We start from the raw sequence: 11922 nt of genomic DNA on the forward strand, positions 1-11922 counted from the left end.
CGGCCGGACGTTTTGGATCAGCGTCCGTCATGGTGCCGTGACGATTCTGGAGTGGCCGGGGGATGTCCGACACGCTGAGTGTCCCGCAACGCTCGCGTATGCGCCGCTTCTTCGCGACGGCGTTGAAATTCTGGATTGGCAAAAGGCGGCTGCGCGCCTGGGGGCTCACAATCCTCGTGCTCGTCTTCGTCGCGGCACAGATCGCGACCGCCGTCGGAATCAATGCCTGGAACCGGTTGTTCTTCGACGCTCTTGAAAAGCGCGATGTCGCGGCGGTCTGGGGCACGGTCGCCTGGCTGCCGCTGCTCATCGCGGTCTCGGCGTTGACGCTGTCGGCGCTGGTGATCAGCCGCATGCTGCTGCAGATGCGCTGGCGTGAAAATCTGACGCGCCGCATCGCCGGCTGGTGGATCGCCGACCAGCGCTATTACCGGATGCAGTTCACCGCCAAGGAGCAGAGCGCGCCGGAATATCGTATCGCGGAGGATGTCCGCCTCGCCATCGAGCCGCTCGTCGAATTCGCGATCGGCCTGATCAGCGCGGCCGTCACCGCCGCGACCTTCGCCACCATCCTCTGGCACGTCGCAGGCTCGGCCCGCTTCGTGTTCGGTGGCGCGGACATCGTGATCCCGAGCTATATGGCGATTGCGGCGATCCTTTATGCGATCGTCGCCTCGTTCGCCGCCTATGTTGTCGGCCGGCCGCTGGTCGGCCGGATCTCGGCGAAGAATGAGGCGGAGGCGCAGTTTCGCGCCGAGATGACAAGGCTGCGTGAGAACGCCGAGAGCATCGCGCTGATCCGCGGCGACGCCGACGAACGGACCTCCGTGGGCGAGAATTACGGCCGCGTCGTCGCGGCCTGGTTGGGTGTCATCCGCCAGCAAGGCGTCATCGCGCTGGTGCTCAACACCAATGGCGCGCTGTTTCCGATCGTGCCGCTGCTGCTGATCGCGCCGAAATATCTTTCGGGCGAGGTCACGCTGGGCGCCGTAATGCAGGTCGTCGCAGCCTTCGGCGCCGTGCAAGCGGCCCTGATCTGGTTCGTCGACAATATCGTGCGTCTGGCCGAGTGGTTCGCCTCCGTGGCCCGCGTCGATGAGCTCCAGGAGGCGCTGGAGGCGCTCGATGTCGGCACGATCATGGAAGGCGAAACCCAGATCAGCCTCGGCGAGAGCGAGGATGGCGCGATCCATATCGAGAATCTCTCGATCGCCCACAGCAATGGCCGCGTGGTGATCGCCGATGCCTCGGTGGTGATCGAGTTGGGCGAGAAGGTGCTGATCGTCGGCGAAAGCGGCTCCGGCAAGAGCACGCTGATCCGAGCCTTGGCGGGGTTATGGCCCTGGGGTTCTGGAAGGATCGAGGTGCCGCGTGGCAAGTCGATCGCTTTCGTGCCGCAGAAGCCCTATCTGCCGATGGGCAGCTTTCGCACTGTGCTGCTCTACCCGCAAGCGGATGCGCCAGTTCCCGACGACGTCGTCATCGCCGCCTTGAAGCGCTGTGGGCTGGCTTATCTCGCCAAGCGCCTCGATGACGAGGACAGCTGGGATCAGATCCTCTCCGGCGGCGAGCGTCAGCGCGTCGCCTTCACTCGTCTCCTTATCCAGAAGCCCGACATCGTCATCATGGACGAGGCGACTTCGGCGCTGGACGAGGATAGCCAGAACACATTGTTGGGCTTGTTCGAGGGCGAACTCGCCCATGCCACGGTGATCAGCGTCGGCCATCGGATCGGTCTCGAGGAGTTCCATGACCGCAAGATCACGCTGGAGAAGCGCCTCGCCGGCGCTCATCTGAGCTCCCGGCGACTGGGCAAGTCGCTCTGGCGGCTGTTCCGCAGCCGTAACTCCGCCAATGACGACGCGGCTTGAGCGAAGGCGGTTCACGTCGACGTGACCGCCGGTCCGCTCCCTGATCGTGCCGAAATGGAACTGTGAGGCGATCCTTGCGTTAACTCCTGCATAAACCGGCTGATGGTGGCTGGTTGTGGCGTTGGGAGAGACAGATGTTGAATGACAGCCTTGCCCCCATCAAGCGCGCTGGTCTCTTCTTTGGTTTCATGGGCATGGCGGTCGCCAGCCTGACAATGGGCGCGGATTGGCAGCGCCCCGACGACCAAAGCTCGAGCACGGTCGCGCAGGCCAAGATCCAGCGCCATGAGCCCACCGATATCCGTGTCGCTTCCGTGGATTCCGGCCAGAAGGTGGTCGATCGCACCAAGCGCGCCATCGCAACCTCGCAGCAGGCCATGCTGGAGAGCGGCCCGAAGGTGATCATCCGCTGAGTCGATTTATTCTCGCGGTGGGAACTGTTTTCAAGGTTGCACGTTGACAACCTAGCGCTCCCTCGCGCGACGCACTTCGAGCCGCCTCCGGGCGGCTTGTTTTTTGGTCGTCGCGGGTTGTGGTGCGGGCTTGCCGACGGGGAACACGATGTATCTGCGCATCCGCCACGCCACGACCTATCGCTATGCCGCCCCGGTGCAATTCGGGCCGCATCGGCTGATGCTGCGCCCGCGCGATTCCTTCGATCTGCGGGTGGTCGACACGGCCCTGTCGATCGCTCCGCGGGCGCGGCTGCGCTGGATGCACGACGCCTATGGCAATTCGGTCGCGGTCGCGAATTTCGACGCGCCGGCCAATACGCTCGACATCGTCAGCGAACTGGTGATCCAGCGCTTCGGTTCGGCCCTGCTGCGCACCGAGATCGAGAATTCCGCTGCCGTGACCGGCGTCGTCTACAGCGAAGCGGAGCGCGCCGTGCTCCAGCCCTATCTCGATCTCGCTGCCGCCGACCCTGACGGCTTGCTCGACCAATGGCTGGCGGATTTTCGCGCCCGCATCGGCCATGGATCCGGGCATCTGCTGCGCGACCTTGCTCATGCGATCTATACCGGGCTGAGTTATGCGGTGCGCTTCGATGAAGGCACGCAGCATCCTGCCGATACGCTGCGCTCACTGGCCGGCTCCTGCCGCGATTATGCCTGGCTCTTCATCGAGCTCGCCAGGCGCATGGGCTTCGCCTCGCGTTTCGTGACGGGCTATATCCACGACCGCTCGCCCGACGCGGCCGGGCTGGTCTCCAGCATCGGCCTGACCCATGCGTGGGCCGATGTCTTCATCCCCGGCGATGGCTGGGTGGAGTTCGACCCGACCAATGATCTCGTCGCCGACAGACAGCTTCTGCGCGTCGCTGTCGCGCGCGTGCCCGAGGACGCCTCGCCGGTCTCCGGCAGTTTCACCGGGGGGACGGGTTCGTTCCTCGGGCTGAGCGTCGGCGTCAATATCGAACCGATCGACAAGCCGGCCTGATGGCGCGGCGCTCCCTAGAGCAGGATGCGAAAAAGTGGGCACCGGTTTTTCGCATTGATCCTGCTCTAACTCCTTGATGAGAGACGGATTCAGATTTCAGGCGGGATCACGAAGTGACCCCGTCCGAAATCATCCGGCTCTAGAGCATTTTCAAGCGAAGTGGACGCCGGTTCGCGTGAAGAAAATGCGATAAAACAAGGCTCTAGAGCATTTTCGAGCGAAGTGGGCACCGGTTCGCGTGAAGAAGACGCGTCAAAACAGTTACTTTAGGTGAAATGGGCGACCCTCCAGGCGCCGAGTCGCGCTCCTTCCGGCGCGCCCGCCTGAATTGCCTCGATCTGGGTGACGAGGCCGGCGAAGAGCTTGGGCGGCGCGCTATGGGCGATCTCGCGATCGGCCTCGATGGCGATCTCGACCGTCCCGTCGTCGATATCGGAGACGGAGATCTGAATGCTGACGCCCGGCGTGCTGCGCAGCGCGCGCGACATCACATCGACGATCAGGAACCCGAGCGGGATGATCCGGTCGACCGAGAGCGAGGCGCGCGTGTCGACGGTGCTGGCGACCCATTGGTCGCGGCTGCGCAGCAGGTTCGAGATCATCGTCACGACGTCGTCGACGAAGAGATCGATGCGCACGGGCTGCATCTCACCATCGGCAAGCGTGAAGCGATAGGCGGCCGAGAGCACGTGAACGCGGCATTCGGCGTCGGCCAAGGCCATCCGCGCCTCGCCGCGGTAGTCGCGCTTGGTCAGGCCGATATAGCTCTGCACCACCTGCAGGCTGTTCTTTACGCGGTGATGCAGTTCGCGAACGAGGAAACGGTTGTCGTCGAGCGCCGTCTGCAGCTTGCGCTGCCTGACCTCCTGCTCCTCGACCATGATGTTGAACGCTTCCGCGACGCTGCGGATGTCGCTTGGCATGTCGTCGGCGATCACCGCGCGTGCCGTCGTCAGGGTCGAGCGTGTCCTGGCCGCTGCCTCGATACCGCGCAGCCAGCGCACGCAATGCTTGTCGATCGCGCGCAGATAGACCACGCAGAGCAGAGCCAGCGTCAGCAGCGGCGCCAGCAGCAGCACCAGAAACTGTGTTCGGGCCGCCTGCCCCAGCGCATCGTCGAAGCTGGCGACGATGTAGAAATCGGGGTCGGCGACGATGCGGGTGGCGTAGACGCGCGAGACGCCGGCCCGACTTTGCGCCTGCGAGGGCTCCTTGGCCGCCGATGCCAGGTCCCGCGCCGGCAGCCAGGACGCGTCATCTGGCTGCGCGGTGCCGCGCGAGACGATGATGTCGCCGCCGCGGCCGGCCAGGGCGACGACGAGCCCGGGTTCGCCGTCACCGAGGTCGAAGACCTGGTCCAGTAACTCCGGATCGACCAGCAGCAGGCCTTCCCGCATCGGGCTGCCGGTGTCGTCGCTTTGCGCGTAGACGGCAAGATAGCGCTTGCCGCCCAGCGTCACATGGTCGTAGCTCGCCCGGGCGAGCTCCGTCCCGGCCCAGCTCTGGACCGGGGGCTTTGCCTGCAATAGTGCCGCTGCCGCAGCGAGATCGGCGGCGCTGACCTCGGGATCGAGCGAGAAGGCGCAGGCGTCGCCGCCCCGCGGCAGGACATAGATGGCGCGATAGCCGGCGACCCGCGCGAGCGTCTGGCCGCCGACCTTGCCACAATCGCCGCTCTCGCGACCGTTCAGGGCCAAGGCGGACCCGCCGGCGAGCAGCGACCGCAAGGCGCCGCGATACCAGACGCGGGTGCGCACGGCGTAGTCCTCGGCCGTGCGCATCTGGGAGGTGCGGATCGCGGCGGTGACGGTTTGGTAGGTGGTGACGGCGGTGATCGCGGTCAGGCCGGCGATTGGCAGCGCTATGCCGATCAGCAGCGCGAGCAGACGCCCTCTGACGGTCTTGAAGTGCGCCAGCCGCATCAGAGGCCGACGATTTCGGAACCGACCCTTTGGATGGCGGCGGCGCTCTTGCGATCTGGCCCGAGATCGTCGAGTCCGCCGATCGAAAGCAGTTCGGCCAGCTTCGTCCGGGCGCGGTTGACCCGGCTCTTGATCGTACCGATGGCGACGCCGCAGATTTCGGCGGTTTCCTCATAGGACAGCCCGGTCGCGCCGACCATGATCAGCACTTCGCGCTGTTCCTCGGGCAGCTTGGCGAGCGCCTTGCGGAAATCGGCGAGGTCGAGATGGCTTTCCTGGTTGCCATGTGTCGCCATGCGCTCGGCATAGGTGCCCTCGCTGTCCTGCACCTCCCGCCCGCGCTTGCGGTAGAGCGAGTAATAGGTGTTGCGCAGGATCGTGAAGAGCCAGGCGCGCAGGCTCGTGCCGGGCTCGAATTTCTCCGAATTGCCCCAGGCCTTGAGCAGCGTATCCTGCACGAGATCGTCGGCGAGCTGCATCGAGCCCGACAGCGAGGCCGCGAAGGCGCGCAGATTCGGGATCTCCTTGATCAGCCCGTCCTTGAAATCAGAGGCGCTCATCGGACATGTCCCCGGAAGCGGCGCGGGTTTCCTGAGCTTCGAGCTGGGCGAGCAGCACCAGGAATTTGTCGGGCACCGGCGCGTTGACGATATCGTCGTAATGCGCCTTCAGCGACCGCCCGATCGATTCCTGCACCCTGGGGTCGAGGATCAGTTCGACCTCGTCATTGTTACCCCCGCCGGATTCCGTCATCGAGACGCTCGTATTGTTCATGTCAGCCCTCGCAACGAAAGCGAGCCCGCTTTTCCAGCTGGTCTCGCACTTGACCATGCCGGCCCGCCCAAGCCGGCACTCATACGGCCAGATAACAGGCTTCGCCGGAAAAGGTTCCAAGAAGAACAAAAAATAAATTGCTTGTCAGAAAGCCGCTGCAGGTGCTCATTTTCGGCTTGTTACAAGGGACCTTTGCATGTCGATTGCGAAAGAAATTGCGCCGCATCTGCCTTATCTGCGCCGGTTCGCCCGGGCGCTGAGCGGGACGCAGGCGAGCGGAGACGCCTATGTCGTCGCGATGCTTGAAGCGCTCGTCGCCGATCCCTCTTCGTTCCCGCGCGGGTTCGAGCCCAGGCTGGGCCTCTACCATACGTTTCTGAAGCTGTGGTCTTCGGTCAGCCTCAACGCCACCAGCACCGGCTCCGCCGAGCCCGACCGGCCCTCGGCCGAGCGCAATCTCGAAGCGCTGACGCCGCGGCCGCGCCAGGCCTTCCTGCTTCGCACCGTCGAGGGGTTTTCGATCGAGGAGGTCGCTACGATCATGGATATTTCAGCGTCCGAGGCCGCCGGCCTCATCCAAGCGGCAGGTCAGGAGATCGCCGAGCAGGTCGCGACCGATGTGCTGATCATCGAGGACGAGCCGATCATCGCGCTCGACATCGAGACCATGGTGGAGGAACTCGGCCATACCGTGACCGGCGTCGCCCGCACGCATCGCGAGGCGATCGCGCTCGTCGCCAAGAAGCGTCCCGGCCTCGTCCTCGCCGACATCCAGCTCGCCGATGGCAGCTCCGGCCTCGACGCCGTCAACGAAATCCTGTCCTCGATCGATGTGCCGGTGATCTTCATCACCGCTTATCCCGAGCGTCTGCTGACCGGTGACCGGCCGGAGCCGGCCTTTCTGATCACCAAGCCGTTCCAGCCCGAGGCGGTGAAGGCTGCGATCAGCCAGGCTCTGTTCTTCGATCGCCGGGCCGGCCGCAAGGCAGCCTGAACGGGCTCTCAGTGGCCACGATCCCAGGCCGGCGGCATTCCCATGTCGCCGGCCTGTTTCGTTGCTCGGGTCTGCCGGCCAAGCCTATCCGGAAGCATGGACGGCCCGATCAGAACGCATGAGCCAGGCGGGAACCAGTGGGTCGCTCCGGCGTTACGCGCAACGGCAGGCCGGAGCAAACCGGCCGCCTTTCGGGAGGTCTTGGTCCATGGCGACGACGTTTGTTGCAGCCCTGATCACGGGCGGTTCGATGGCGATGGTTCTGTTTGGTGGCGTGGTGTCCGCAGGCGCGCTGACGGCGGAAGCCCTGTCGCTCGCTTTGGCCGCTACCACGGTCCTGGCCGTGCTCAGCGCTGCCGCCCTCGACAGCTGAATCCGCGCATCACAGCCCTCCGCAACCTGTCCGGGTTAGGCGCGTCATCCGGGGCGGCGCGGACATATCCGTCGCTCGATCACGTCGCATTCGGACGGAACCGTCCGAATGCGAAAAACGTGATCGATTTCTGGAGTTTAGAGCATTGCTCCAGCGAGAAACCCGTACCCACTTTTTCGCGCAATGCTCTGTGGCTTCGAAGCGTTGGCCGGCTCGCCTTGGGCGTCGTGGCCGTGGCGATCTGGGCAGGCGGCGTTCATGGCGTGGAGGTTCATGGCGCGGAAAACGACAGCCAAAGCGGGGCAGGGATCAGAGCCCTACCGCCACCGCGCCCGGTTGATCTGCACCCACAGCAGCAGTCGCTGCCTTCGTCGAAGCCCGCCGACCCCTCCGCGCTCCCCGCTGGCGCGCGCCCGGCGGAGCTGCCGAATCCCGAAAGTGGCGCCGCTTGCCTGGCGGGGCTGCGGGCGCTTTATGGCATGCGCGTTCGTGCGGCCGATGCTGACGCCGCCAAATCCCAGGATGCCGCCTGCCACGTCGAGAGTCCCGTCCTGGTCGAGGCGCTCGAGATGGAATCCGTGCCGGTCGTCTTCGAGCCGCCTGTCACCTTGAGTTGCGAGATGGCGGCAAAGGCGGCTGAATTTCTCTCCATCAGCGTTCAGCCGCTGGCGAAAGGCTATTTCGGCCGGGATCTGGTTGGCCTGCGGGCCGGAGGCGGCCTGGAATGCCGGCGTCGCAACAGGGCGGCGACCGGGCCGCTGAGCGAGCATGCGACAGGTCGGGCGCTCGATATCTTCGCCTTTGCCCTGGCGGGAGAGCCTGGTGGCATGAAGGTCAGCGTCGAACGGCCCGAGGATACCGTCCAGCAGCGCTTCCTCCTAGCTGTGAGGCAGGCCGCCTGCGGCGCTTTCACCACCAGCATAGGGCCGGGTGCGGATGCTGCCCATGCCAATCACCTGCATCTGGACATCCAGGCGCGCCGTTCGCCGTCGACACGGTTTTGCCAATGAATCCGTCTCTCATCGAAGAGCAGGAGAGATCTGGAACCCGCTGGCTTCAAGCGGGAATGCGCGAGAGGGGGGCAATGTCGCAAGCGAGTTGGCGGTGCTGCCTCTCCGCTTCGCAGCGCCGCATCGCGATGATCTCCAGAGCCGTCCTGGTGTCATGGCCCTGCGTGATCAGCTCTTCCAGTTCCCAGAATGGCGGCATGCGCACCTCGGCTCGCCAAGCTAGTCCCTTGGCAGACGCATCGTCCTGGAGGAAGTTGACGAGCATGTGGGTTTTCCGTCTCGATTCCAAGTCTAACGCAACACCTCCGGTCAGGTTCCGTTTAATAAGGAACTGTGGAGCGTTTGCGGCGTTTCAGCGTCATTCGATCGTCAGGAGTTTCAATATGGCTGCCCCGCTTCCTCGGTTTCAAACTGTTGCGATCCTTGCTGCCGCGGCTGCGGGCCTGCTCGCATTCCAGGCTCCGGCCTTCGCCCAGTCAGGCCCGCCGGCGGGGCGCCTCAACTGCAGCGTCGGCGCGGGGCTGGGTCTGGTGGTGACATCGCAACGCCCGATGGAGTGCCGCTTCACGCCGCGCCGCGGCCCGGGGCAGCGCTATATCGGCGTCGTCAGGAACTTCGGCCTCGATCTCGGCACGATCCGCAGCAGCACGATGTCCTGGCGGGTCTACGGGCCTTATGCCCGGGCCCCGCTGGGCGCGCTTGCCGGCCGCTATGGCGGGGCGACGGTGGGCGGCTCCGCAGGGACGGGCGGCTCCGGCAATCTGCTCGTCGGCGGCAATAGCGGCGATGTCACCCTGCAGCCGCTTTCGCTTCAGGGCGCGCGCGGGATCAACGTGGCGATCGGCGTGACCGGATTCGAGCTGACGCTGGCGAAGTCCAGACGTCGCTGAGGTCGCTGAGGTCGCAAATACCCGGCGCCTCTGAAGGTTCGCTACGATTCGCTAACCTTATCGCTGCAAATTGAGTCGCATTTGACGATTTCCCAACATGTTCGGAGGAAGCTGTCGGAACATCGCAAGCATTCTGACGTTCTCTCGGCATGTTACGACAAGAGAGCAGAGGAAGGGAGGCTGGATTGATGTCCGATATCCGCATCCTGATCGTCGAAGACGACCCGTTCATCGCAATGGACATCGAAGCAGCCGTGGCGGAACAGTTTGGTGACAGCGCCGAGTTGATCGTCGTCGAATCGGTTGCCGGCGCGCATTTGGCGGCCGCGTCGCACCTGTCCTGCGCCTTGCTCGATATCGATGTCGTCGGCGGCAAGACCTTCGATGTCGCCACCAACCTACTCCAGAGCGGCACGCCCTTCGCGTTCGTCTCGGGCTCGCCGCCCAACGATGTGCCCAAATCGCTGCGTGACGTGCGCTTCCTGCGCAAACCCTTTTCCACGCGCGAGATCGCGAGCTTCGTGTCGAGCGCGATCAAGGTGGCTTAGAGCGTTTTCGAGCGAGGCGGGCGCCGGTTCACGTGAAGAAATCACGTTAAAACAATAACTTAGATAATTTTCCAATCCAACTGGATCGGAAAATGCTCTGACGGCCGGCCCTCAGGTCGCACTCAATCCCGTTTCGGGAAGGTCAGCGTGATCTTGGAGCCGGGGCGCTCGGAGCCGGGCGAAAGCGGCTCGCTCGTCATCGTTGCCCGCATGCTGCGCAACAGGCTGGTGATTACCGTCTGACCCAGGCCCTTGGTATCCGCCTCGACCACCGGCAACCCGACGCCGTTATCTTCGACCGTCAGGAGAAGCGTGGTCGCTCCATCCTCGTCATGCTCGCTGAAACGGATGACGATTCGTCCCGGCGCATTGTCGGGGAAGGCGTGCTTGATCGCGTTCGTCACGAGCTCGTTGACGATCACGACGAAGGACACCGCGTCGCGCCCAGGCAGGCGGATCGAATCCATTTCCAATACGATCTCGATCGGCCGGCCCTCGGCTGCCTTGCCGATCTCGGCGAGGAGATCCTCCATATAGGGCTGGGCGTCGATCTCGTCGGTCTCGATGTCGAGGCGCAGGCGACGTTGCCCGGCGGCGATCGCCTGGATGCGGGACTGCGCTTGGGAAAGGGCGTCGCGCACGGCCGGCTCGCGCGTCTGCCGGCTCTGGACATTGAGCAGAGCTGAGACCATTGCGAGGTTGTTGCCGACGCGGTGGTTGACGTCACGCAGCAGCGCCTCGATGCGCAGCCGCTCGTTCTCGAGCTGCTGGGTTCTCTCGCTCACAACCCGCTCGAGCTGTGCGTTGCTGGAGGCGAGCAGGGTGCTGCGGCGCTGCCGCGTGCGCAATTGCTGCCAGGCGGCGAAGGCAAGTCCGGCCAGCGCGACGACGATGCCGATACTGGCCAGAAGCCGCCTGCGCTCCTCGCCGCGATTGAGCGCGACGAGGCGGATGTTCTCGGCGAGCTGAAGCTGCTGCACGGTGCCGCGCAACGCATCCATGACCGAGAAGCCATTGCCTCCCTTCACGCGTGCGACTGCCGTATCAAACTGGCCTGCCCGCACGAGTGCGATCGTGGAGTCGAGCTCGTCCAGCTTGGCGATAGCCTCGCTGCGCGCCTTGGCGACGCGTTCGGTCTGCGCGGCATCGCCTTCGACGAGTTGCGTCAGAGCGTCGAGTTCCGGCAGGGCGGCGGCTCGGCCGTTCGTGTAGGGGCTGAGATAGGCTGGATCATGGGTCAGGAGATAGCCGCGCTGTCCGGTCTCGGCGTCGCGCATATGGCCCAGGAACCGCTCGGAGCGCTCACGAATCTCGATCGAATGGGAAACACGCTCGGCCGTGGCGCGCGCTTGCGCGTTGATCCAGGCGGCCAGGATGACCGCCACGCCAACGACGCCGATCGCGACGATCGTCGTCGTGGCCGATCGCAGGCGGGCGCCTAGGGCTGGAATGCTGGGCAGCGCCAAGCGGCTGCGGGGCCTTACCTCAGTGGACATGGATACCGTGATACAGGACGGAATCCGCAATCCCTATGTAAAAAGACAGGGGCGGTCGAGCGCGCGCCGCATTCGCCTTGGAGCGCTTTCGAGCGAAGCGGACACCGGTTCGTGTGAAGAAAACGCACCAAAACAAGGGACTAGGGCAATTGCTCCAGCGCCTGGCCCCGACCGTTACGCCTCGTCCTCGTCGTCCTCGCCACGGTTGAAGAACTGCCTGCCGATCAGGGCGCCGAGGATGATGACGCTTCCGACGACGGCCGTGCGCCAGCCCAAGCGCGACGATCCGAGCAGCTTGGCCGCGATTGGCGCTGCGGCCAATACCGTGGTCGCCAGCGGCCGCGATGGTCGCCGACGCTTCTTGACATAGGTCGCGACGCCCAGGCTCAGCAAGGCGGCGAAGAACAGGCCTCCCGCGATCCAGAGGCTTGCCGTAATCGGGTCGTAGCGCAGCGCCAGCACGGTGTGCAGCGCGTTCAGGGCATAGCCCGCCGCGCACAGCACAAGCAGGGCCGAAAACCCGTACAGGCCGTAGATGATGACATTGCGTTTGACCGCGCCGGAGACTTCCGACGCGATGAAGCTTCCCAACCCCCCGAGCATG

General features: G+C 64.7%; 14 protein-coding genes. 8 read left to right on the top strand and 6 right to left on the bottom strand.

What is annotated here, in order from left to right; all coding sequences use genetic code 11:
* Positions 1–62 precede the first annotated feature (62 nt).
* From BMZ97_RS19095 to BMZ97_RS19105, 3 genes are all read left to right on the top strand, one after another.
* The gene (locus tag BMZ97_RS19095) at positions 63–1871 is read left to right on the top strand and encodes an ABC transporter ATP-binding protein/permease (RefSeq protein WP_092173066.1); all 1809 of its coding nucleotides are present in this window, start codon (positions 63–65) and stop codon (positions 1869–1871) included.
* A 134-nt stretch (positions 1872–2005) separates the two neighbouring features.
* The gene (locus tag BMZ97_RS19100) at positions 2006–2284 is read left to right on the top strand and encodes a hypothetical protein (protein WP_092173069.1); all 279 of its coding nucleotides are present in this window, start codon (positions 2006–2008) and stop codon (positions 2282–2284) included.
* A gap of 148 nt (positions 2285–2432) precedes the next feature.
* Positions 2433–3311 (top strand): transglutaminase family protein, encoded by an 879-nt coding sequence (locus BMZ97_RS19105; RefSeq protein ID WP_092173074.1) that lies wholly within the window; start codon positions 2433–2435, stop codon positions 3309–3311.
* 266 nt (positions 3312–3577) lie between these two features.
* Here BMZ97_RS19105 and BMZ97_RS19110 read toward each other — a convergent pair whose 3' ends face one another.
* From BMZ97_RS19110 to BMZ97_RS19120, 3 genes are read right to left on the bottom strand one after another with little or no spacing between them, the layout of a single operon-like run.
* Positions 3578–5233 carry a sensor histidine kinase gene (locus BMZ97_RS19110; RefSeq protein ID WP_092173077.1) on the bottom strand — a complete coding sequence of 552 codons (1656 nt, stop codon included), beginning with the start codon at positions 5231–5233 and terminating at the stop codon, positions 3578–3580.
* Positions 5233–5793, bottom strand: a complete 561-nt coding sequence (locus BMZ97_RS19115; RefSeq protein ID WP_092173080.1) for a sigma-70 family RNA polymerase sigma factor — start codon at positions 5791–5793, stop codon at positions 5233–5235. The genes BMZ97_RS19110 and BMZ97_RS19115 overlap by 1 nt, the downstream gene beginning before the upstream one ends.
* Positions 5780–6007, bottom strand: a complete 228-nt coding sequence (locus BMZ97_RS19120) for a NepR family anti-sigma factor (protein WP_244546493.1) — start codon at positions 6005–6007, stop codon at positions 5780–5782. The genes BMZ97_RS19115 and BMZ97_RS19120 overlap by 14 nt, the downstream gene beginning before the upstream one ends.
* Positions 6008–6203: 196 nt before the next feature.
* Between BMZ97_RS19120 and BMZ97_RS19125 the strand changes: the two genes are divergently transcribed.
* The 3 genes from BMZ97_RS19125 to BMZ97_RS31305 all read left to right on the top strand — a co-directional run bounded on the left by BMZ97_RS19125 (position 6204) and on the right by BMZ97_RS31305 (position 8384).
* Positions 6204–7001: a response regulator gene (locus BMZ97_RS19125; protein WP_092173083.1), complete on the top strand. Its 798-nt coding sequence runs from the start codon at positions 6204–6206 to the stop codon at positions 6999–7001.
* Between the two features lie 208 nt (positions 7002–7209).
* Positions 7210–7374, top strand: coding sequence for a hypothetical protein (locus tag BMZ97_RS31300; RefSeq protein WP_175525622.1), 165 nt, complete (start codon positions 7210–7212; stop codon positions 7372–7374).
* A 263-nt stretch (positions 7375–7637) separates the two neighbouring features.
* Positions 7638–8384: an extensin-like domain-containing protein gene (locus BMZ97_RS31305; protein ID WP_280141762.1), complete on the top strand. Its 747-nt coding sequence runs from the start codon at positions 7638–7640 to the stop codon at positions 8382–8384.
* Between the two features lie 46 nt (positions 8385–8430).
* On the opposite strand, the gene BMZ97_RS31310 is transcribed toward BMZ97_RS31305, so the two are convergent.
* A complete protein-coding gene (locus BMZ97_RS31310) occupies positions 8431–8649 on the bottom strand; it encodes a hypothetical protein (RefSeq protein ID WP_175525624.1) in 219 nt (72 codons plus the stop codon).
* A gap of 118 nt (positions 8650–8767) precedes the next feature.
* Here BMZ97_RS31310 and BMZ97_RS31315 point away from each other — a divergent pair, with 118 nt between their 5' ends.
* The gene (locus BMZ97_RS31315) at positions 8768–9274 is read left to right on the top strand and encodes a DUF992 domain-containing protein (RefSeq protein WP_175525625.1); all 507 of its coding nucleotides are present in this window, start codon (positions 8768–8770) and stop codon (positions 9272–9274) included.
* A gap of 188 nt (positions 9275–9462) precedes the next feature.
* Positions 9463–9822 carry a response regulator gene (locus tag BMZ97_RS19140; RefSeq protein ID WP_092173092.1) on the top strand — a complete coding sequence of 120 codons (360 nt, stop codon included), beginning with the start codon at positions 9463–9465 and terminating at the stop codon, positions 9820–9822.
* 122 nt (positions 9823–9944) lie between these two features.
* Here the strand turns inward: BMZ97_RS19140 and BMZ97_RS19145 are convergent, their stop codons facing one another.
* Both BMZ97_RS19145 and BMZ97_RS19150 read right to left on the bottom strand, forming a co-directional pair.
* Positions 9945–11318 (bottom strand): sensor histidine kinase, encoded by a 1374-nt coding sequence (locus tag BMZ97_RS19145; RefSeq protein ID WP_092173095.1) that lies wholly within the window; start codon positions 11316–11318, stop codon positions 9945–9947.
* 174 nt (positions 11319–11492) lie between these two features.
* Positions 11493–11921 (bottom strand): hypothetical protein, encoded by a 429-nt coding sequence (locus BMZ97_RS19150; protein ID WP_092173098.1) that lies wholly within the window; start codon positions 11919–11921, stop codon positions 11493–11495.
* Position 11922: the final 1 nt, after the last annotated feature.

Source organism: Allobosea sp. OK403, assembly GCF_900113835.1.
Classification (GTDB): domain Bacteria; phylum Pseudomonadota; class Alphaproteobacteria; order Rhizobiales; family Beijerinckiaceae; genus Allobosea.

Excerpts from the sequence above, each read along its gene's own strand:
- BMZ97_RS19125 (WP_092173083.1), top strand. The coding sequence starts at position 6,204 with ATGTCGATTGCGAAAGAAATTGCGCCGCATCTGCCTTATCTGCGCCGG.
- BMZ97_RS19120 (WP_244546493.1), bottom strand. The coding sequence starts at position 6,007 with ATGAACAATACGAGCGTCTCGATGACGGAATCCGGCGGGGGTAACAAT.
- BMZ97_RS19115 (WP_092173080.1), bottom strand. The coding sequence starts at position 5,793 with ATGAGCGCCTCTGATTTCAAGGACGGGCTGATCAAGGAGATCCCGAAT.
- BMZ97_RS19100 (WP_092173069.1), top strand. The coding sequence starts at position 2,006 with ATGTTGAATGACAGCCTTGCCCCCATCAAGCGCGCTGGTCTCTTCTTT.
- BMZ97_RS19095 (WP_092173066.1), top strand. The coding sequence starts at position 63 with ATGTCCGACACGCTGAGTGTCCCGCAACGCTCGCGTATGCGCCGCTTC.
- BMZ97_RS19145 (WP_092173095.1), bottom strand. The coding sequence starts at position 11,318 with ATGTCCACTGAGGTAAGGCCCCGCAGCCGCTTGGCGCTGCCCAGCATT.
- BMZ97_RS19150 (WP_092173098.1), bottom strand. The coding sequence starts at position 11,921 with ATGCTCGGGGGGTTGGGAAGCTTCATCGCGTCGGAAGTCTCCGGCGCG.
- BMZ97_RS19110 (WP_092173077.1), bottom strand. The coding sequence starts at position 5,233 with ATGCGGCTGGCGCACTTCAAGACCGTCAGAGGGCGTCTGCTCGCGCTG.
- BMZ97_RS31315 (WP_175525625.1), top strand. The coding sequence starts at position 8,768 with ATGGCTGCCCCGCTTCCTCGGTTTCAAACTGTTGCGATCCTTGCTGCC.
- BMZ97_RS31300 (WP_175525622.1), top strand. The coding sequence starts at position 7,210 with ATGGCGACGACGTTTGTTGCAGCCCTGATCACGGGCGGTTCGATGGCG.
- BMZ97_RS31310 (WP_175525624.1), bottom strand. The coding sequence starts at position 8,649 with ATGCTCGTCAACTTCCTCCAGGACGATGCGTCTGCCAAGGGACTAGCT.
- BMZ97_RS19105 (WP_092173074.1), top strand. The coding sequence starts at position 2,433 with ATGTATCTGCGCATCCGCCACGCCACGACCTATCGCTATGCCGCCCCG.
- BMZ97_RS19140 (WP_092173092.1), top strand. The coding sequence starts at position 9,463 with ATGTCCGATATCCGCATCCTGATCGTCGAAGACGACCCGTTCATCGCA.